General features: G+C 60.6%; 18 protein-coding genes. 11 read left to right on the forward strand and 7 right to left on the reverse strand.

Features of this window, described 5'->3' with window-relative positions; translation table 11 throughout:
• Positions 1 to 286: 286 nt before the first annotated feature.
• Positions 287 to 1,042, reverse strand: a complete 756-nt coding sequence (istB, locus tag C3F36_RS15690; RefSeq protein WP_043851824.1) for an IS21-like element ISAs27 family helper ATPase IstB — start codon at positions 1,040 to 1,042, stop codon at positions 287 to 289.
• A 22-nt stretch (positions 1,043 to 1,064) separates the two neighbouring features.
• Positions 1,065 to 2,630, reverse strand: a complete 1,566-nt coding sequence (istA, locus tag C3F36_RS15695) for an IS21-like element ISAs27 family transposase (RefSeq protein ID WP_043851823.1) — start codon at positions 2,628 to 2,630, stop codon at positions 1,065 to 1,067.
• Between the two features lie 564 nt (positions 2,631 to 3,194).
• Between istA and C3F36_RS15700 the strand changes: the two genes are divergently transcribed.
• Positions 3,195 to 3,950 carry a DNA/RNA non-specific endonuclease gene (locus tag C3F36_RS15700; protein ID WP_104455411.1) on the forward strand — a complete coding sequence of 252 codons (756 nt, stop codon included), beginning with the start codon at positions 3,195 to 3,197 and terminating at the stop codon, positions 3,948 to 3,950.
• A gap of 208 nt (positions 3,951 to 4,158) precedes the next feature.
• On the forward strand, positions 4,159 to 4,506 hold the full coding sequence (locus tag C3F36_RS15705) for a DUF2541 family protein (RefSeq protein WP_104456067.1): 348 nt from the start codon (positions 4,159 to 4,161) through the stop codon (positions 4,504 to 4,506).
• A gap of 31 nt (positions 4,507 to 4,537) precedes the next feature.
• On the opposite strand, the gene mog is transcribed toward C3F36_RS15705, so the two are convergent.
• The gene (mog, locus tag C3F36_RS15710) at positions 4,538 to 5,068 is read right to left on the reverse strand and encodes a molybdopterin adenylyltransferase (protein WP_041212474.1); all 531 of its coding nucleotides are present in this window, start codon (positions 5,066 to 5,068) and stop codon (positions 4,538 to 4,540) included.
• Between the two features lie 359 nt (positions 5,069 to 5,427).
• Positions 5,428 to 6,459 (reverse strand): IS630-like element ISAhy2 family transposase, encoded by a 1,032-nt coding sequence (locus tag C3F36_RS15715; protein ID WP_001809438.1) that lies wholly within the window; start codon positions 6,457 to 6,459, stop codon positions 5,428 to 5,430.
• 176 nt (positions 6,460 to 6,635) lie between these two features.
• Between C3F36_RS15715 and C3F36_RS15720 the strand changes: the two genes are divergently transcribed.
• The 7 genes from C3F36_RS15720 (at position 6,636) to proX (ending at position 12,794) form a co-directional block, all read left to right on the forward strand.
• The gene (locus C3F36_RS15720; RefSeq protein WP_104456068.1) at positions 6,636 to 6,974 is read left to right on the forward strand and encodes a DUF3135 domain-containing protein; all 339 of its coding nucleotides are present in this window, start codon (positions 6,636 to 6,638) and stop codon (positions 6,972 to 6,974) included.
• Between the two features lie 232 nt (positions 6,975 to 7,206).
• The gene (locus C3F36_RS15725) at positions 7,207 to 8,004 is read left to right on the forward strand and encodes a threonine/serine ThrE exporter family protein (RefSeq protein WP_050498274.1); all 798 of its coding nucleotides are present in this window, start codon (positions 7,207 to 7,209) and stop codon (positions 8,002 to 8,004) included.
• Complete coding sequence (locus C3F36_RS15730; protein ID WP_010675437.1) at positions 8,001 to 8,468, forward strand: threonine/serine exporter family protein; 468 nt, start codon at positions 8,001 to 8,003, stop codon at positions 8,466 to 8,468. The genes C3F36_RS15725 and C3F36_RS15730 overlap by 4 nt, the downstream gene beginning before the upstream one ends.
• A 23-nt stretch (positions 8,469 to 8,491) precedes the next feature.
• The gene (folA, locus tag C3F36_RS15735; RefSeq protein ID WP_104455412.1) at positions 8,492 to 8,983 is read left to right on the forward strand and encodes a type 3 dihydrofolate reductase; all 492 of its coding nucleotides are present in this window, start codon (positions 8,492 to 8,494) and stop codon (positions 8,981 to 8,983) included.
• A 471-nt stretch (positions 8,984 to 9,454) separates the two neighbouring features.
• The gene (gene proV / locus C3F36_RS15740) at positions 9,455 to 10,651 is read left to right on the forward strand and encodes a glycine betaine/L-proline ABC transporter ATP-binding protein ProV (RefSeq protein ID WP_104455413.1); all 1,197 of its coding nucleotides are present in this window, start codon (positions 9,455 to 9,457) and stop codon (positions 10,649 to 10,651) included.
• Complete coding sequence (gene proW / locus C3F36_RS15745) at positions 10,648 to 11,796, forward strand: glycine betaine/L-proline ABC transporter permease ProW (RefSeq protein WP_049636569.1); 1,149 nt, start codon at positions 10,648 to 10,650, stop codon at positions 11,794 to 11,796. The genes proV and proW overlap by 4 nt, the downstream gene beginning before the upstream one ends.
• Positions 11,793 to 12,794 carry a glycine betaine/L-proline ABC transporter substrate-binding protein ProX gene (gene proX / locus C3F36_RS15750; protein ID WP_043154276.1) on the forward strand — a complete coding sequence of 334 codons (1,002 nt, stop codon included), beginning with the start codon at positions 11,793 to 11,795 and terminating at the stop codon, positions 12,792 to 12,794. The genes proW and proX overlap by 4 nt, the downstream gene beginning before the upstream one ends.
• A gap of 98 nt (positions 12,795 to 12,892) precedes the next feature.
• Here proX and C3F36_RS15755 read toward each other — a convergent pair whose 3' ends face one another.
• From C3F36_RS15755 to C3F36_RS15765, 3 genes are read right to left on the reverse strand one after another with little or no spacing between them, the layout of a single operon-like run.
• Positions 12,893 to 13,699 (reverse strand): phosphoadenylyl-sulfate reductase, encoded by an 807-nt coding sequence (locus tag C3F36_RS15755; RefSeq protein WP_045525747.1) that lies wholly within the window; start codon positions 13,697 to 13,699, stop codon positions 12,893 to 12,895.
• On the reverse strand, positions 13,689 to 15,401 hold the full coding sequence (cysI, locus tag C3F36_RS15760; protein WP_104455414.1) for an assimilatory sulfite reductase (NADPH) hemoprotein subunit: 1,713 nt from the start codon (positions 15,399 to 15,401) through the stop codon (positions 13,689 to 13,691). The genes C3F36_RS15755 and cysI overlap by 11 nt, the downstream gene beginning before the upstream one ends.
• Complete coding sequence (locus C3F36_RS15765; RefSeq protein ID WP_104455415.1) at positions 15,401 to 17,188, reverse strand: assimilatory sulfite reductase (NADPH) flavoprotein subunit; 1,788 nt, start codon at positions 17,186 to 17,188, stop codon at positions 15,401 to 15,403. The genes cysI and C3F36_RS15765 overlap by 1 nt, the downstream gene beginning before the upstream one ends.
• Before the next feature lie 198 nt (positions 17,189 to 17,386).
• Here C3F36_RS15765 and C3F36_RS15770 point away from each other — a divergent pair, with 198 nt between their 5' ends.
• A complete protein-coding gene (locus C3F36_RS15770) occupies positions 17,387 to 18,199 on the forward strand; it encodes a PhzF family phenazine biosynthesis protein (protein WP_199769607.1) in 813 nt (270 codons plus the stop codon).
• A gap of 133 nt (positions 18,200 to 18,332) precedes the next feature.
• Complete coding sequence (locus tag C3F36_RS15775) at positions 18,333 to 19,670, forward strand: IS4-like element ISAeme15 family transposase (RefSeq protein ID WP_104455417.1); 1,338 nt, start codon at positions 18,333 to 18,335, stop codon at positions 19,668 to 19,670.
• Positions 19,671 to 19,683: the final 13 nt, after the last annotated feature.

Genomic DNA, 19,683 nt, shown 5'->3' on the forward strand with positions numbered 1-19,683 from the left:
AGGGTACGCGGTGCCAGACTGGATTAATTGTTATGAAAGGTCTGTCGTCATCGTTATTTGAAGCGTGGCATGAGGCGGCGCCATGATGTATTCCGGCAACGGGGCCCGCTTATTCATGAAGGAGAAATCCTGCGGGCATTTTCGCCATGAACGGCCCCCTTTCATGGTGCCCCAAATAGCTGACGGGCTGATTCTAGAGGGCTTTTTGGCTAATAACATCATGTCGATCAGCCAATAACATCATGCCGATCACTTTTTTTCTGCCCGCGTTTATAGCGTCTTCCTTTTACTCCGCCTGATCGGCATCGGTCAAGTTGGCGCCCTGTTTTCTCATCGATTCTCCCGTTAAGGTCACGCGCACCGCTCTGTGGATCAGTCGGTCCAAGATCGCCTCGGCGAAGGTTGCCTCTCCGATCATCCCGTACCACTTCTCCACCGGCAATTGGCTCGCCACTATCGTTGAGACGTTGCCGTAGCGGGTATCGATGATCTCCAGCAGGTTGCTGCGTTCGCTCGCGTCCAGCATCTCCATGCCCCAGTCATCCAGGATCAGTACCCCTATGTTGCTTACCCGCTCCAGCAGTTTCGGATAGCTGCCATCCGCTTGGGCCAGTCGCATCTCTTCAAGTAGGGTTTTCAGCCGGTAATACCGCACGCCCACTCCTTGCCGGATAAAGTAACGGCCCAGGGCACACGCCAGGTAACTCTTGCCACAGCCTGCCGCGCCCGTTAGCAGCAGGTTTTGTTGATGACTCAGCCAGTGTCCTTCCAGCAGTTGGCGGATCTGCGCTTTGCTCACGCCTCGACCCGCCCGATAGTCGAGCTGCTCCACCTGTCCGGCTAGCCGGAACCGGGCTTGCTTCTCCAGGCGGTTGGTTTTCCTCTGCTCCCGCTGCACCAGCTCATGGCTCAGTAATAGTTGCAGCCGCTCTTCAAAACCCATATCCAGGTACAGCATGCTCTGGGCCTGCTGCTGGTTCAGAGCCTGTTTCATGCCGCTCAAGTGCAGGCGGCTTAGTTGTTCATCGAGGTGTAATTGCATCGGCTTCTCCTGATCCGTGGGGTTAGTGGAAGTAGTGCTCGCCATGGACATTGTCATGACGGATGTCTTGCAGCGGATCCTGTCGCTCGTTGGCAATGAGTTGTTGCTCCTCCAGGCCATGCTTGAGCATGCTGCGGATGTTGTGCAGCCGGTTGGCGCCGGTCAGGTGCCCCCGGAGGCAGGCCGCTTCCAGCCGCTCCTTGCCATAGGTTTTGCTCTGCCCCAGCAAGGCCAGGCAAGGGCGCACCGCTTGCGTCGAATGCTCTGCCTGCCGGATAAAGCCATCCACCCAATGCGTGGTGTAGGGGCCGATGGACGCCGCCCAGCCAAGCAGTCGCTCTGGCGACCACTCCAGCAGTGCCTGATGATGCGCGGGCATGTGTTCACGCAGGCTGCTGTGCTGGCCTTTGTGATGACTCCGCTGGTGTTCGGCCACGATCTTGCCCGCGTGGTACAGCGTGACGGTATGCTCGGCCAGATGCGCCTCCAGCCGCTTGCCCTGCAAGGCATAGGGCACTGAGTAATAGTGCTTTTCCAGATCGACGTGGTAGTCCTTACCAACCAGCACCGGCACTACTTTGGTGTAGTGATAGGGATAATCCGGCAACGGCTTGAGCGCCGGTGCATCGAGCTCGGCAAACAGTGAGGCACGGCAGCCAGGCAGCTTCTGGAAGGATTTCTGGTTGAGCCGGGTCAGCAGTTCACCCATTCGCTGATTGAGCTGGGCCAGGCTATGGAAGGTTTCATGACGCAGCACCGCCAGGATCCAGCGGGTGACGATCTGCACGCCCACCTCCGCCTTGGACTTATCCTTCGGCTTGCGGGGCCGCGCGGGCATGATCGCCGTACCGAAATGGGCCGCCAGCATCTGGTAGGTAGGGTTGAGATCCGGATCGGTATTGCGCGCCACGCTGACGGCACTCTTGAGGCAATCAGGTACCACCAATTGCGGCACACCGCCAAAGAACTCGAAAGCGCGCTTGTGGCTCATCACCCAGTCATCGAGCTGCTGGGAGCGGGTGGCCTCGGCAAAGGTGTAGTTGGAGGCCCCCAGCACGGCGACAAAGATCTGGGCCCGGTAAAGGATCTCGCCGGTATGCGGATCGACAATGGGCATGGTCTGGCCGCAGTAGTCGACAAAGAGTTTTTCGCCCGCAATATGGGTCTGCCGCATCGAGGGTTGCAGCAGCGCCGCCCACTCTTTATAGAGCCGACAGAAGTGGTTGTAGCTGTAGTGGGAGCCTGGATGGCGCTCGGCGTACTCCTGCCATAGCAGCTCGAGGGTCACGCCTTTTTGACCTGGTTTTTTGAGTTCCTGATGCAACAAGGCCCAGTTGGGAGTGGGTTTGTGCTGAGTTTTATGGACAGAGCAGGTCTTGAGAAATGCGCGCTCCAGGGAGACATCATCCCAGGACTCAGACAGGGGCCAGGTCATGATACCCAGTTGAGCCGCCCGGTTGAGGTAATAGGATACGGTGCTAGGAGAGATATGCAGGCTGAGGGCGATCTGCCGATGAGCCAGTTGAGCCTGATATTTAAGGCGAAGAATTTCTTTGAGTTTTCTCACAGTGATAGGCCTCGCAGACATGCACGTTCCTCTGTTGGAGCAGATGGGAAAGTGCGGGTTTAACGAAGCGGGGAGAAAAAGTCACCAATAACATGGATGCCGATCATGGTTTCCCATCGAGGGTAAAAAGTGATCGGCGTGGGATGTTATTGAGTGATCGGCATGGATGTTATTACGTGATCGGCATGAATGTTATTGAGCGATCGCCATGCGTGGGAATATGCACTTTTCATGGCTCCGTTTGATCTCGAGCAAACAAGCGCGGACTAATTATCGGGCTTGAGGATCCCTTATTTCGTTGGGATTTTTTCGATATTCCCTGACCCGGCCAGGGGCGTGCGTGGCGGGAGCCGGGCGCTGTGCTGACAGAGTGCCTCGGTGTTGACCCCTTATCCCTCTGATAGTGCTGGAGAAATTCCCCCCTCAGCACAGTGACGGCGGGATGACAATCCCCCGGTTGGCGGCGCCTTGTTTGCGGTTTTGCCGTCCTCTTCACATTTCCGGATTGCTCGCTATTTGTGCGATTGCCTTACTCATCCGACCTGGTGTCAAATCACTCCGCCTAACACAAGGAGTGGCATAATAATGAATAATATCAATAAATTAGTTCTGGCTATCGGATTCACTCTCACCACCTTCCCGAGCCTGGCGGCGGGATTCCAGTGCGGGGAGCACGTCACCCTTGGGGTACCCGGTCAATCCAGTCAGCTGTTGTGCCGGGAGGGCTATGCCGCCGGGTACAACTACGACACCAAGGTCTCTGACTGGGTCTCTTACTGGATGACGGCCGCTAGCGCCCAGGGCCAGGTGCCGCGCAAGGATGCCTTCGCCGAGGACAAGGAGGTGCCGGTGCAGTTTCGCGCCACCCTGGCCGACTACAAGGGCTCGGGCTATGACCGCGGCCATCAGGCACCGGCGGCGGACATGCGCTCCACCGCCAACACCATGAAACAGAGCTTCCTGCTCACCAACATGACCCCGCAACTGCCGGCGCTCAACCAGGGGGCCTGGCGCATCCTGGAGGAGAAGACCCGGCAGTGGGCCATCACCTACAAGAGCGTGCAGGTGATCACCGGCCCCATCTTCACCCACTCCGATGGCGCCATCGGCAACGGCGTGACCGTGCCCCACGCCTACTACCGGGTGGTGATGGATCTGGCGGGCAAGCGGGCCATCGCCTTCATCCTGCCGCAAGAGAACGTCTCGGCCAGTCGGCTGGCGGACTATGTGGTGACGGTGGATGAGGTGGAGGAGCAGACCGGACTCGACTTCTTCACCGAGCTGCCGGATGAGCAGGAAGAGGCCATGGAGTCGCGGCTGTCGGCCATGTGGGGCGGTTAGCGCGTCCGGCAGGGGTAACGGGGGCCCAGGCCCCCGTTACCCACACGGGCTTCCGGCCATTGTCATGGTCCCTGGTACAGGGCCAGTACAGCTTGGGTCTGGCATCGGGTCCTTATCATGACTCCTTTTTTCAGGAGGCATCATGTCAGCGCTGTTTTCCCTTCACTCCTCGTCCACTCTTGCCCGCGCGTTGCGCATCTGCGTACCCATGGCGCTGCTGGGGGCTGCTGTTCCCCCGGCCATGGCCGACGAGGATATCCGCTTGGGGCAGACCATTCTGCTCGGGGTCGGCGATCATCCCGCCATCATTCCCATGCTCGCCTGCCGGCCGACCAAATCCATCATGGTCAAGGCTGGGCGGGAGTTGACCCTGGAGCGGGTCAAGGTGTTCTACGGCAACGATCGCAGCAAGACCTTCTATTTCGACAAGGTGTTGAGAGAGGATCAGGAGTCGGGGTGGCAATCCCTCGGCAGCCGACTCTGCATCAAGCGCATCGAGGTGTACGGCAATTCGGAAGGGAGCAGGGCGGGGGTCAAGGTGTACGGGCGCAAATGAGCAAAGGGCGGGGGAAATCCCCGCCCAGTGCTTATTTCTTCGGGCGGAACGGTTTGATGATGGCCTCGTCGCACTCGAGATAGGGCCCTTCCATCAGGTCGATGCAGTAGGGAATGGCGGGGAAGACCGCATCCAGGCACTCGCGGATCGATTTGGGCTTGCCCGGCAGGTTGACGATGAGCGAGCTGCCGCGCAGGCCGGCGGTCTGGCGCGACAGGATGGCGGTCGGCACGAACTTGAGGGACTCGGCCCGCATCAGCTCGCCAAAGCCCGGCATCATGCGATCGCACACCGCCTCGGTGGCCTCCGGGGTCACATCCCGCCTGGCCGGCCCGGTGCCCCCCGTGGTAACGACAAGGCAGCACTGCTCATCGTCCACCAGCCGAACCAGGGTCGCCTCAATCTGATCCTGCTCGTCGGGGATCACCTGATAGACGGGCTCCCATTCCGAGGTCAGGTAGGCGTTCAGGGTGTCGATGATGGCCTTGCCGGAGAGATCTTCGTAGATGCCTGCACTGGCGCGATCGCTGACGGTGACGATACCGATTCTTGCCTTGCTCATGGTCTGCCCTTGGTTGCCGCAATAAAGTGGTAAATAAAATAACATAATCAGTGAGATATGTTAAACCGCCGGATGAGGCAACGGGAGGGCATCGAGTCAGGGAGAGAGTCGAATGAAAAACAATTTTGAGGAAAGTCCCTTAATAAGGCATAAGGCCGAGAAAAATGGCGCTGAAATTTTATAAAAAAACTGACGCAGGCCGGATTCGGTTAATTTCATGAATCATAAGGAATAAATGATTTTTTCCGCCAACGACGCGCAATTCGTGCCAAAAACCGGACTCCTGTGGCTCGGCGGTGAATGACCCAAAATCGCCACCATCCTATATAACCTTCCCTAAATAACTGATCCCAATAGTGCTACACCTTCGCTGTGCCATAGCCATTCCCCGGGAAAGGAGACACGGTATCCATGAAGTGTTTCACTCGGGCCAGCAGGTTTGCCATCCCTCTGCATTGATGATTGCGCGTGATGGTTTCATGTAACTTGTGCCATAGCCGTTCTATGTGATTAACCCAAGGGCTGTAAACTGGCTGGAACACCAGGCAGAACTTGGGATTCTTCTTCAACCATCGCTCGGTCTGTTTGCTTTTGTGAATGATGTAGTTATCGAGGATCAACGTGATGGTTTTGGCTCGTCGGTAGTGGTGGCGCAGCTTTTCCAGCATGGCAATAAACAGCGATGAGTTTTTCTTGATCCCGCTGACGTAAAGTACCCTTCCGTTGCCTGCGTGGAGAACGCCTGCCAGATAATGCTTGGCATTCTGCCCCGGTGTGACAACCCGCTTTTGCTGCGCTCTGAACATCCAGTCGGCTCCTAATTTGGGATTGAGGTCTATATCGACTTCATCCTCATAAAACACCGGATTATCGGCATCACAGCGGGCCAGCGCGGCGTCGATATTCGCCATTTTTTCCTGATAGGCTGGGTCTTTTATCCGCAAGGTCGGCACGGGCCTGCGCCAGACAATGCCCATACGAGGTAACCATCGGCGGAGCGTGGAGGCTGCCACATTGAGCCCTGTTAATCGATTGATTTTTATAGCCAATAGTTCAGTACACCAACGGCTGCGCTGATAACCAAAATCTTGCGGAGAAAACTGCATGAGCAGCACCAGTAAGGTGACAATCTTGGCGATAGGTAAGACTGGGGCACGGCCAGCCGGTAAGGCTTCTAGCGCATCTATGCCTTCATCTCGATACCACCGAAGCCAACGACCGATGGTCGAGCGCGCAGCGCCGGTAAGGTGATGAACATCGGTGATCGTGCGTCCTTCATGTAACAGCAAGATGGCCATCAAGCGACGAGCATGTCCTTTATCACGGGTGGCATGGATGATTTTGTGAATGCGGCGCCGTTGTGGTCGTGGCAGAGGTGGTAGGATAGGCATCAACTCAGTCCTTTGGGTGTGGCTTGTTTTGTTTAGCGACTAATCAGATCGCACAAACTGGACTGAGTTCCCTTCCTCCGGTGATCTACTATTCGGAACAGCTATTTAGGGACAGTGAAATAGTGATGTGCCCGGCGTCGTTCCATTCCATGGGCGAGGTCCGGCCAGGAGGGTATATGGAGCTGCCTGATTTCGATACCCTGAAGTACTGGGCGCTGGCCGAGCCGGAGCGACTCGACGCGCTGCTGCACCAGCAGATAGAGACCCTGATCGCCCAGGTGGGGCCAGAGCGGCAACGTCGGCTGCGAGGTCTGCAATTTCGCATCGACTGCCAGCGCCGTCTGGCCAGAAACAACCTCGACAGCTGCATCCGTATCGCCAACATGATGCATGACTCCGTCTACGCCATGCACCAGCACATTCTGGATCTGCAGAACGAATCTTGTCAGGAAATGGCAGAGCCCCCGCTGCCGGATAATGTGATAGCGTTTTCCAGTTATCTGAAACGGAAATAATTCACGGCCCTGTTCAAGATATAAAAAAACAGGGTGTTTATTAATTTGTTTCACCCCTTCTCAAACAAGTTGTTAAGCAAGTTGGGTGAATTGTTTTTTATTTGCTGCAAATATTCCCCGGGCGGCTGAATAATAGTGACCAGTGCCCGCAGTCCGATAGAGATGGATGAAGGTGTATTTATTTTGGGGTAATATCCAGACACATTTCATCTTGCTATGACTCAAAGGGATCATGAGAAGCATCACACCAGGAAGGGTGCTGTCGCGAGAGCAGCAGACGGAGATCACCCGGATCATCGTCAAGGCGGGCCAGATGCTGGCCCAGTTTGGGGCGGAGAGCCGCATCATCGAGCAGACCACGGTCCGCCTGGGCATGGCGCTCGGGCTGGAGAGCGTCGAGATGGCCATCTCTTCCAGCGCCATCGTCCTCACCAGCCTCTACCAGGGCAGTTGCGTCACCACCACCCGCCGGGTGCGGGAGCACGGCATCAACATGCAGGTGGTGTGCGAAATCCAGCGCATCTGCATCATGACGGAAAAGTCGCTTATCGGCGCGCGCGAGGTACGTCAGCGCCTCGAGGCCATCACGCCGTTCCACTATCACCCCTGGCTGGTGGTGCCCATGGTGGGGCTCTCCTGCGGTGCCTTCTGCCTGCTGTTTGGCGGTGACTGGCCCATCTTCCTGGTGACCTGCTGCTCGGCCTCGGTCGCCATGCGGGTGCGCCAGCTCATTGCCCGCCATCACCACAGCCCCCTCATCAACTTTGCCGCCACCGGGTTTATCGCCACCCTGCTCGCTTCCAGCGCCACCTTCTTCGGCTGGGGCGAACAACCCTATCTCGCCATGGCCGCCAGCGTGTTGCTGCTGGTGCCGGGGTTCCCGCTCATCAATGCGGTCTCCGACATGGTGAAGGGTTACTTCAACATGGGGCTGGCCCGCTGGGGCACGGCGACACTGCTGACCATCAGCGCAGCCATAGGGATCATTCTCGCCATGTCGGTGACCGGTATCTGGGGGTGGAAGGTATGATGGAACTGCTCTGGCTGCTGGCCAAGGATGCCTTCTGGTCGGCCATTCCGGCGGTGGGCTTTGCCATGCTGTTCAACGTGCCGCCACGGATGCTCAAATATTGCGCCATGGGGGGAGCGTTGGCCCACAGCCTGCGTACCCTGCTCATCCACTATGGCATGCCCATCGAGTGGGCCACCCTGGCAGCGGCGACCACGGTCGGCTTTGTCTGTGTCTACTGGTCGCGCCGCCTGCTGGCACCGCGCCCGGTGTTCAGCGTCGCCTCCATCATCCCCATGATCCCGGGCAGCTATGCGTTCAAGACCATGATCGCCATCGTGGAGCTCAATATCTCCGGAGTGACCATGGAGCTGCTTCAGAGCGCAGTGGAGAACGGCCTCAAGGCGCTGTTTATCGTGGGGGCCCTGAGTTTCGGTTTGGCGATTCCGTCTCTGGTCGTGTACCGTAACCGCCCCATTATCTGACGACGGTGCGAGAGGTTGACCCCATGATGATTTCCATGATTGCCGCCATGGCCCAGGACAGGGTGATCGGCCTGGACAACCAGATGCCCTGGCATCTGCCGGCGGATCTGGCCCACTTCAAGCGGGTGACCCTGGGCAAGCCGGTGTTGATGGGGCGCAAGACCTTCGAGTCCATCGGACGACCGCTGCCCGGGCGCCGCAATCTGGTGATCAGCCGCAACCCCGACTACCGGGCCGACGGCGTGGAGGTTATCGACTCGGTGGAGGCGGCGCTGGCGCTGCTGGCGGGCAGCGACGTGGCCGAGCTGATGGTGATCGGGGGCGGTCATCTCTACGGCCAGCTGCTGCCACGGGCCGACAGGCTCTATCTGACCCGCATCGATCTGGCGGTGGAGGGGGATACCCGCTTCCCGGCCTTTGACGAGGGCGACTGGTCCTGCATCGAGCGCGAGTCCCATCAGCCTGACGAGAAGAACCCCCATCTCTACTGTTTCGAGACCTGGCAGCGGCGCTGATCCCTCTGATGCCATGAAGAGCCCCTTGCGACAGCAGGGGGCTTTTTTGTGCCCTGTTGCCGCAAAGAGAAGGGGGCTGAACCGGCATGGTTGAAGGTGCCTGAAGCAATACCGAGTGCGCGGCATCAAAATGATTAGTAATGTAATTAAATGGCCATTAATCGCTCCGATGGGGGCCATCCTCCCCACCCTCTCTTTTCGCCTGCTGCTAACGCCTTTTAATCATTAATGAAATGTGCTGCAAGTGCATCGATACTGTGGTGGCTCTGTCTGTTATAGGCGTTTTTATCGTGATTTAATGGATTTTTATGAATGAAAATAACCAATAAAAATCAATGAGTTAAATTTAACCTTTCCAGGTTGGCTTCAATTGATTCTTTTATTTGGGTGTGAAATTGCTTAGTGTTAAAAGTAATTGGCTCACGTTCGACGGTTTGCCAGGCAAGGCGTCGGCCAAGAAAAAAGGACAATATGACAGTCAAACTCGAGGTCAAATCCCTCTACAAAATCTTCGGCGATCAGCCGGATAAAGCGTTCAAATTGCTGGCGAAAGGGCATGATCGCGCCAGTATCCTGAAAAAGACCGGACAGACCCTGGGGGTCCAGGATGTCAATCTGTCCATCAACGAAGGGGAGATCTTCGTGGTGATGGGCCTCTCCGGTTCGGGCAAGTCCACCTTGGTGCGTCTCTTCAACCGGCTGATCGAGCCGACCCGCGGCCAGGTGCTGATCGATGGCGAGGACATCGCCGCCATCTCGGAGCGCGAGCTGCGCCGGGTGCGCCGCAAGAAGATCAGCATGGTATTCCAGTCTTTCGCCCTGATGCCGCACCTGAGTGTGCTGGAAAATACCGCCTTCGGGCTGGAGCTGGCCGGTGTACCGCTGGCGGAGCGCCAGCAGAGCGCCCGTCAGGCGCTCCATCAGGTGGGGCTGGGACAGTGGATAGAGGCTTATCCGGATGCCCTCTCCGGCGGCATGAAGCAGCGGGTCGGGCTGGCCCGGGCCCTTGCCAATGACCCCGACATCCTGCTGATGGACGAAGCTTTCTCCGCGCTGGATCCCCTGATCCGCACCGAGATGCAGGATGAGCTGCTCAAGCTGCAGGCCAGCCAGCAGCGCACCATCGTCTTCATCTCCCACGATCTGGACGAGGCGATGCGCATCGGCGATCGCATCGCCATCATGCAGGATGGCCAGCTGGTGCAGGTGGGCACCCCGGACGAGATCCTGAACCAGCCCGCCAACGACTATGTGCGCGCCTTCTTTCGCGGTGTGGATCTGGCCCATGTGTTCAGCGCCCGCGATGTGGCCAGCCGCAAGCAGGTGCCCCTCATCAAGAAACACACCACCGACGGGCCGGGCAACGCCCTGCGCCAGCTCAAGGAGCTTGAGCGGGAGTTCGGGTACGTGGTGGATCGCAGCCGCCGCTTCCTCGGGGTCGTCTCGGTGGAGTCGCTCGGTCAGGCGGTAAGGACCAAAGGCAGCCTGGAGCAGGCGCTGCTGGGGGACATTCAGCCCATTCTGGCGGACACCGCCCTCAATGAATTGATCAGCCAGGTGGCGGCCGCTCCCTGTCAGGTGCCCGTGGTCGAGGAGGATGGCACTTACCTCGGCCTCATCTCCAAGGCCAATCTGCTCAATACCCTGGACAGGAGTACCCCGGCATGAAGCTGATGAATCCCCATTTCTTGCTGAGCGGGCTGCTGGCCCTGGTGCTGCTGGCGAGCCCTTCCCTGCGGGCCGATGAGGTGGCGGCAGACCCCTGGAGCGCGCCTGCGTCCACCGAGGTGTCAGATCCCTGGGGCAGTACCGACACCCAGGCCACCGACTGGCAGAACCAGATCGAAGCCGCCGACACCACAACCACCATCGACTGGCTGGATCCTTTCCAGCAGGCGCTGGTGCCGCTGGATACCTGGGTGGAAGGGGGCATCGGCTGGCTGGTGGAGAACCTGCGGCCGCTGTTCCAGCTGATCCGCGCACCGGTGGAGCTGACCCTGAACGCCATGACCCATCTGCTGCAGACGGTGCCCTCCACCCTGATGATGGGGCTCCTGGCTCTGCTTGCCTGGCAACTGGTGAACGGCCGCATGGCGCTCGGCACGCTCGTATCTCTTGTGGGGATCGGGCTCATCGGGGCCTGGTCCGATGCCATGGTGACCCTGTCCCTGGTGCTGACCTCGCTGTTCTTCTGTGTGCTGCTGGGGTTGCCCACCGGCATCCTGCTGGCCCGCAGCGAGCGGCTCTCCACCTGGACCCGGCCGCTGCTGGATGCCATGCAGACCACCCCGGCGTTCGTCTACCTCATCCCCATCGTGATGCTGTTTGGCATCGGCAACGTGCCCGGGGTGGTGGTGACCGTCATCTTCGCCCTACCGCCCATGATCCGGCTCACCATGCTGGGCATTCGCCAGGTGCCCGCCGATCTGGTTGAGGCGGCCCACTCGTTCGGTGCCAGCCCCTCCCAGTTGCTGTTCAAGGTACAGCTGCCGCTCGCCATGCCCACCATCATGGCCGGGGTCAACCAGACCCTGATGCTGGCGCTCTCCATGGTGGTGATCGCCTCCATGATCGCGGTGGGGGGCCTCGGCCAGATGGTGCTGCGCGGCATCGGCCGGCTCGACATGGGGCTCGCCTCCATCGGCGGCCTCGGCATCGTGCTGCTGGCCATCGTGCTCGACCGCCTCACCCAGGCGATGGGGCAACCGGATCGCACCCGTACCGGCCGCTGGTATCAGCATGGCCCCGCCGCCCTGCTGCTGCGCCTGGCCGGTCGTGACAAGAAAATCGATTACAAAGGAGTAAATGCATGAGACCGATCACCAAAGGATTGACTCTGGGCACATTGCTGCTGAGTACCCAACTGCTGAGCCCGCTCGCCATGGCCAGCGCCGAGTTGCCGGGGGAGGGGGTTCGCGTTCAGCCCCTGCAGAGCTCCTTGCCGGAAGAGGCCTTCCAGAGCCTGCTGGTGAGCAAGCTGATGGCGCGTCTGGGTTACGATGTCCAGCCCGCCCAGGAGGTGGACTACAACGTGGCCTATGCCTCGGTGGCCCAGGGAGACGGCACCTTCCTTGCGTTCAACTGGGTGCCGCTGCAGGACAACAAGTACGAGCAGGCGGGGGGCGACAAGGTGTTCTTCCGTGAGGGCACCTATGTGGCCGGTGCCGCCCAGGGGTACCTCATCGACAAGAAGACCGCGACCCAATACGGCATCACCAACCTGGGCCAGCTCAAGGATCCCGAGGTGGCGGCGCTGTTTGACGGGGATGGCGACGGCAAGGCCGACCTCATCGGTTGCAACCCCGGCTGGGGCTGCGAGGGGGCGATCAACCATCACCTCGACGCCTTTGGTCTGACCCCCACGGTGGCCCACAAGCAGGGCAACTACGCGGCGCTGATCGCCGATACCCTGGCTCGCTACCAGGCCGGCAAGCCGGTGCTCTATTACACCTGGACCCCCTACTGGCTCAGCAGCGAACTGGTGCCGGGCAAGGATGTGGTGTGGCTGGAAGTCCCCGCCGATGCCCCGGATGCGGCCAAGACCCGTTTGCCGAACGGCAAGAACTACGGCTTTGCGGTGAACACCATGCACATCGTTGCCAACAAGCGGTTTGCCGAGGCCAATCCGGCCGCCGCCAAGCTCTTCTCCATCGTCAAGCTGCCGCTCAATGACATCAACGTGCAGAACGGCCTGATGAACAAGGGGCAGAACAAGCCGGCGGACGTGGAACGTCATGCCGATGCCTGGCTCAAGGGCCACGAGGCGCTGGTGAACGACTGGCTGAATCAGGCGCGCGCCGCCGCCATGTAATGAAGGGCGGTACATCACCCTTTTGCGCAAAGAAAAACGCCCGGCAGTTGCCGGGCGTTTTTTTGTGGGCGGGGCGCAGCACATGGCCGGGCCGGGGATCAGATGCCGGAGCCGTCGCTCTCGCCACCTTCCTCATGCAGGCCGCACTCGCGCTTGAGGCCGAAGAAGCGGGTCTGCTCCTCGCTCATGCCGGGCTCCCACTTGGCGGTGGTGTGCACGTCGCCGACCGACAGGTAGCCCTGCTCCCACAAGGGGTGGTAGGGGAGGTCGAACTCCTTGAAGTAGTAGAAGACGTCCTTGTTGCTCCAGTCGATCACCGGCAGGAACTTGAAGCGACCGCGCTGGATGGCCAGCACCGGCAGCTTGCCCCGGCTGCCAGACTGCTCACGGCGCAGGCCCGAGAACCAGGTGCGGGCACCCAGCTCGTTCAGGGCGCGGTCCATGGGCTCCACCTTGTTGAGCTGGTTGTAGCGGGTGATCCCCTCCACCCCCTGCTCCCACAGGAGGCCGAAGCGGGCCTCCTGCCAGGCCGGGCTGAGTTCGGCCCGGTAAATCTTGAGGTTGAGCGCGAGACGCTCGGTCAGTTCGTCGATGAAACGGTAGGTCTCGGGGAAGAGGTAACCGGTGTCGGTCAGCACCACGGGCACGTCGGCCCGCTCGCGGCTCACCAGGTGCAGCATGAGCGCCGCCTGGATGCCGAAACTCGACGACAGCACATGCTCCCCCGGCAGGTTGGCCAGGGCCCAGCGCACCCGCTCGGGGGCGCTCATGGCGTCCAGCGCCCGGTTGAGGGGGGCCAGCGCCTCGACCTGCTCCTCCCGGCCCAGGGCCAGGAGGGCGTCGAGGTCGAGCCGGCCGTCGGCGGTGCGCGCCAGCCGGGCTGTATCAGTCTGTTCAGGCTGCATAGAAGTCCCTCGCGGAGTCGATAACCGGGGCGATGATCCCGGCGCGAATGACAAAATCGCCGAAGCACTCGTCCGGGTTGCGTTCGCTCGCCCAGCGGCCGATCAGGGCGTCCAGTTCGGCCAGGATCTGCGGCTCGGTGATGTTCTCCAGGTGCAGGCGCGGGATGCGGGTCCCCTCGAGGTTGCCCCCCAGGTGCAGGTTGTAGCGACCCGGCGCCTTGCCCACCAGACCCACTTCCGCCAGCATGGCGCGGCCGCAGCCGTTGGGGCAGCCGGTGACCCGGAAGATGATGGCGTCATCCGCCAGGCCGTGCTTGGCCAGCAGCCCCTCGATGTCGGTGACGAAGGCAGGCAGCATGCGCTCGGCCTCGGCCATTGCCAGGGGGCAGGTGGGCAGGGCTACACAGGCCATGGACTGCTTGCGCTGCTCGCTCACGCCGTCATCCAGCAGACCGTACTGGCGCGCCAGCGCCTCGATGCGGGCCTTCTCGCCGGCAGGCACGCCCGCGATGATGAGGTTCTGGTTGGCGGTCAGGCGGAAGTCCCCCTGATGCACCTTGGCGATCTCCAGCATGCCGGTCTTGAGGGGCTTGCCCGGGAAGTCCAGCAGGCGGCCGTTCTCGATAAACAGGGTCAGGTGGTGCTTGCCGTCGATCCCCTCCACCCAGCCAAAGCGATCGCCACGGCTGGTGAATTCATAGGGGTGAACCGGCCCGAACTGGATGCCGGCGCGGTTCTCCACCTCGGCCTTGAAGGCCTCGACCCCCACCCGTTCAAGGGTGTACTTGGTCTTGGCGTTCTTGCGGTTGACCCGGTTGCCCCAGTCGCGCTGGGTGCTGACCACGGCGGCCGCCACCTCCAGCACGTGGGAGAGCGGAATGAAGCCAAAGTCGCTCGCCTTGCGCGGGTAGGTGGTGGTGTCGCCATGGGTCATGGCGAGACCGCCCCCCACCAGCACGTTGAAGCCCACCAGCTTGCCGTGTTCGGCGATGGCCACGAAGTTGAGATCGTTGGCGTGGATGTCCACATCGTTGTGGGGCGGGATCACCACGGTCGTCTTGAATTTGCGCGGCAGGTAGTTGGAGCCCAGTATCGGCTCCTCGTCACCCCCCAGCTTCTCGCCATCCAGCCAGATCTCCACGTAGGCGCGGGTCTTGGGCAGCAAGTGTTCGGAGATCTTCTTGGCCCACTCGTAGGCCTCCTGGTGCAACTCGGACTCCACCGGGTTGCTGGTGCAGAGCACGTTGCGGTTCACGTCCCCCGCGGTGGCGATGGAGTCGATACCGGTGCTGTTGAGGGTCTGGTGCATCAGCTTGATGTCGCGCTTCAGTACCCCGTGGAACTGGAAGGTCTGGCGGTTGGTCAGGCGGATGCTGCCGTACATGCTGTGTTCTTCGGCGAACTTGTCGATCACCTGCCACTGGGCCGGGGTGATGATGCCGCCGGGCAGGCGGGCGCGCAGCATGACGTTGTGCAGGGGCTCCAGCTTCTGGGCGGCGCGCTCCGGGCGGATGTCGCGGTCATCCTGCTGATACATGCCGTGGAAGCGGATCAGCTGGAAGTTGTCGCCGTTGAAGCCGCCGGTGAGCGGGTCCTGCAGATCTTCGGCGATGGTGCCGCGCAGGAAGTTGCTCTCGCGCTTGAGGCGTTCGTTGTCAGCCAGCGGCCCTTCGACCGGTCCCGGAATAAGTTGTTTGCTCATCAATAGACATCCCTTTGATAACGTTTGGCACGACGCAATTCGCTCAGATACTCTTCTGCTTCCTCACGGCTCTTGTGGCCGTGTTCCGCAATCACTTCCAGCAGGGCTTCCTGCACATCCTTCGCCATGTGGTTGGCGTCGCCACACACATAGAAGTGAGCGCCTGCTTCCAGCCACTGGTAGAGCTCAAGCCCTGCCTCGCGCAGACGGTCCTGCACATAAATCTTGTTGGCCTGATCCCGGCTGAAGGCCAGGGAGATCTTGGACAGCAGGCCCGATTTCACATAACGCTGCCACTCCACCTGATAGAGGAAGTCCTGGGTGAAGTGGGGGTTGCCGAAGAAGAGCCAGTTCTTGCCCTCTGCCCCCTGTGCTTCCCGCTCCTGCAGGAAGGCGCGGAACGGGGCAATGCCGGTGCCCGGGCCGACCATGATGACGGGGGTGTCGGGATTGGCGGGCAGGCGGAAGTTGTCGTTGTGCTCCACGAACACCCGGACCTCGGCATCTTCCGGCAGACGGTCCGCCAGATAGGAGGAGGCGCCGCCGCTTCGCACTGTGCCATCTTCTTGGCGGTAGCGCACCACGCCGACAGTCAGGTGCACCTCTTCTTCCACCTCGCTCTGGGCGGAGGCGATGGAGTAGAGGCGGGGGGTGAGGGGACGCAGCAGTGCGATCAGTTGATCGGCACTCAAGGAAGCCGGGAAGCGTTTCAGTACGTCCACCACCTGGGCGCTGGCCACCAGGGCGTTGACCTGGGCCTTGTCACCGGCCAGATCCTTCAGCGCCGCGTTGTCCGTGATCTCGGCGAGGCCAGTGATCAGGCCCCCGTGCAGCCGGGTCAGCTCGTAGTGACGGGTCAGCGCCTCGCGCAGGCTGCCATGGGGGGTAGCCTCGTCACCGGTCAGATCGGTCAGGGCCAGCACTTCCCCCACGAGATCGGCGTCGTTGTCGAACCAGATGCCGAGCGCGTCCCCCGGTTGATAGGTGATGCCGGACTCTTCCAGGTTGATCTCGATGTGACGGATGTCCTTGGTGGAGTCGCGGCCGGTGATCTTCTGGTTCACCGAGAGTCTGGCGGGGAAAGGGTTCTCCTTGTTGTACTGGCTGTGGCCGACGGCGGCCTGCACCGAGCCCGCCACGCTGGCAGTCGCGGCGCCGGCAGAGAGGGTGGCGGCGACCGCCGCAACGGCCTGCTCGCCCCAGGCCTTGGCAGCATCCTGATAATCCACATCGAGGCTAGCTAGCTCATGGATGCGCTCTGCCCCTGCCTTGGCGAGGAAGCCATCGAAATCCTTGCCGGTCTGGCAGAAGAACTCATAGGAGCTGTCACCCAGCCCCAGCACGGCAAACTTGAGCCCTTCCAGCTTGCCGACCTTACCCTTCTTGAGCTGCTCGAACAGATCGACGGCACTCTCGGGGGGCTCCCCCTCCCCGTAAGTGCTCACTACCACCAGCAGGTGGCTCTCTTTCTTGAGCTGCTTGGGTTTGTAGTCCGCCATGGAGGTGAGGGTCACCGGCAGGCCGCGGGCCTCGGCCTGGGCCTTGATGGCGCTGGCCACGCCCTTGGCATTCCCGGTCTGGGAGCCGTAGAGAATGGTCAGGCTGCCGCCGGGAGCAGCGACTTCTACGCCTGCGCTCGCCACGGGTTGGACGCCCGCCTGGGAGAGGCCGTAGAGATAACCGCTGACCCAGGCCAGTTGCTGGGTATTGAGGGTGGTGAGAACTTGGTTGAGCTGGCGCTGCTGTTCGTCAGAGAGCGGGCTCAGGGTGGGGGCTGTCAATGGCATCACACATGTCTTCCATGGTCTGATTTTTGGTCAGGGTAAGGGGTGTAATGAATAACAACAAAGAATAAAAATATCTTCTTTATGCGATTTATGAATTTATAAAGCCAAAATCCATCTCAGCCCCGGGGGGCCCGTGATATAAAAATGGCCTTGCCGAGCCCCCTGTCCCGGGGATCTCTCATGCCCCAAGGAGCAACCATGTCCCGTCTCTATCATGTCAACGCCTTCAGCCATCACCCCTTCGGAGGCAACCCCGCCGTGGTGGTGCTGGGGGAAGCGCGGCCCGACGCCGAGCTGCAGGCCATGGCAGCGGAGTTCAACCTCTCTGAGAGCACCTTTCTGACCCAACTGGGAGAGGGGCATTACGGGTTGCGCTGGTTCACCCCGCAAGTGGAGGTGGATTTGTGCGGCCATGGTACCCTGGCGGCGGCCCATGTGCTGTGGCAGACGGGGGCGGTGTCGGGGGATCTCCCCATCCGCTTCGCGACCCGCAGCGGTGAGTTGGTGGCCCGGCGGGAAGGGGAGTGGATCTGGCTCGATTTTCCGCGCATTGCCCTGGCGCCGCTCGTTCTAGATCCGGCCTATGCGGCTGCGGTCGGTTGCCAGCCGCTGCAAACCCTGGCGGCCGGCGCCAAGTTCTTGCTGGAGCTGGCCAGCGAGGAGGCGGTCCGCGCGCTCACCCCCGATTTTCACGCCCTGCGGGCGCTGCCGGGCCGGGGGATCATGGTGACGGCACTATCGAGCCGGGGAGAGGACGACTTCGTCTCCCGCTATTTCGCCCCCTGGGTCGGAGTAGACGAGGATCCGGTGACCGGCTCCAACCACTGCGCCCTGGTGCCCTTCTGGGCCGAGCGGCTCGGCAAGCAGCAGCTGCGGGCCCGCCAGATCTCGGCCCGGGGCGGGGATCTCAGGCTGGAATTGCAGGAGGAACGGGTGCTGATGGCGGGCCGGGCACTGACCCTGTGGCAGGGGGAGTGGCTGCTGCCGCCTGGCGTACCAGCGGACCGATGACCGCTCGTCACGGTGTGACTTCTGCATAAAAAAACGCCCCGCAATTGCGGCAATGCTGATCAGTTAAGGATCCATTGACCGATCCTTCTGCTGTAGGACAATCCGGAACCAATCACTGGTTCCGGATTTTTTTATGTCTATTGCAAACGATCTGAACGATGTTGTTGAGGCATCTGGCGACATGCTGGCTCGGCTGGCCATTTTTGCCGACCATTTTCCCGACGAATGGATTACTGCCGCTGCCGCCTTGTCTGAAAAGGCCACTATCCGCCGACGCCGCTTACCTTCTGATATGGTCTTGTGGCTCGTCGTGGGGATGGCCTTTTTCCGCAATGAGCCCATCTCCGAGGTCGCTCGGCGCCTCAACATCTGTGCAGAAGGGTTGGCCAATGATGCCTTGCTCGCGGACAGTGCCCTGTCTCAGGCCCGTCAGCGACTCGGCAAACAGCCGCTCGAGTGGCTGTTCAAACAGTGCGCCGATGTGTGGGGGCGGGAACGTTATCCTGAAGACCATTGGCACGGTTTACAGGTCTTTGCCATCGATGGGGCCCTGTTCCGAACCCAGGATATGCCTGAACTCAGAGCACATTTCGGCTCGGGTAACACCTCAACCAACCGGCAGACACCCTACCCGATGCTGCGGTTGGTCACGCTCATGAATGTCCGCTCGCATGTCATTGCCAACGCGGCCATCAGCCCGTACCGCAAAGGGGAAATCCCCCTGGCCAGCGAGTTCATTCACTCATTGCCGGACAAGTCAGTGACCCTGCTGGATAAAGGCTTCTTCGGTGCCGACCTGTTGCTGCGTATTCAGGCCGAAGACACCGACCGTCACTGGCTCATCCCGGAACGCAAGGGGCTGGTATACACGGAACTTGAGCGCTATGGCGACGGTGACCGTCTGTTGCAAATGACGGTCTCGCCTCAGGCTAGCAAGAAAAACCCGGCGTTGCCGACACACTGGCAAGTTCGCGCAGTGACCTATGAGGTGGCAGGCAAGGAGAAAACGGTCTTTACCTCCCTGCCCGTGGCGCGATTCAGCGCAGCTCAGGTGGCGACCCTGTACCACGAGCGCTGGGAAATCGAGCTGGGATACCGGGATATCAAAAGCGCGATGCAGCACAACGCCATCACGCTGAGAAGCAAGAAAGTGGACTTGGTCTATCAGGAGCTGTGGGGATTGCTGCTTGGATACAATCTGGTCAGGCGGGAGGCCAGCCAGGCCGCCGTAGCCCATCAGCGAGCGCCCAATGAGGTGAGCTTTAAGTTTGCCTGTCAGTTCATCGCGAACCAGATGGCAGTGATGGCGGGCGCGTTATCGCCAGCCCATACGCCACGGAGGTTGGCGGAGTTGCGGGGCTGCATAGGCGTCATGTTCATAGAAAAACGCCCCAGGCCATCGAGACCCAGGGCGGTGAAGATATCAAAGACCCGTTTTCCGGTAAATCGCAATGCGGCTCCGCTTAAGTGAACAGCATTGCCCG

The sequence above is a fragment of the Aeromonas sp. ASNIH2 genome, from assembly GCF_002934795.1.
In the GTDB taxonomy this organism is placed as follows: domain Bacteria; phylum Pseudomonadota; class Gammaproteobacteria; order Enterobacterales; family Aeromonadaceae; genus Aeromonas; species Aeromonas caviae.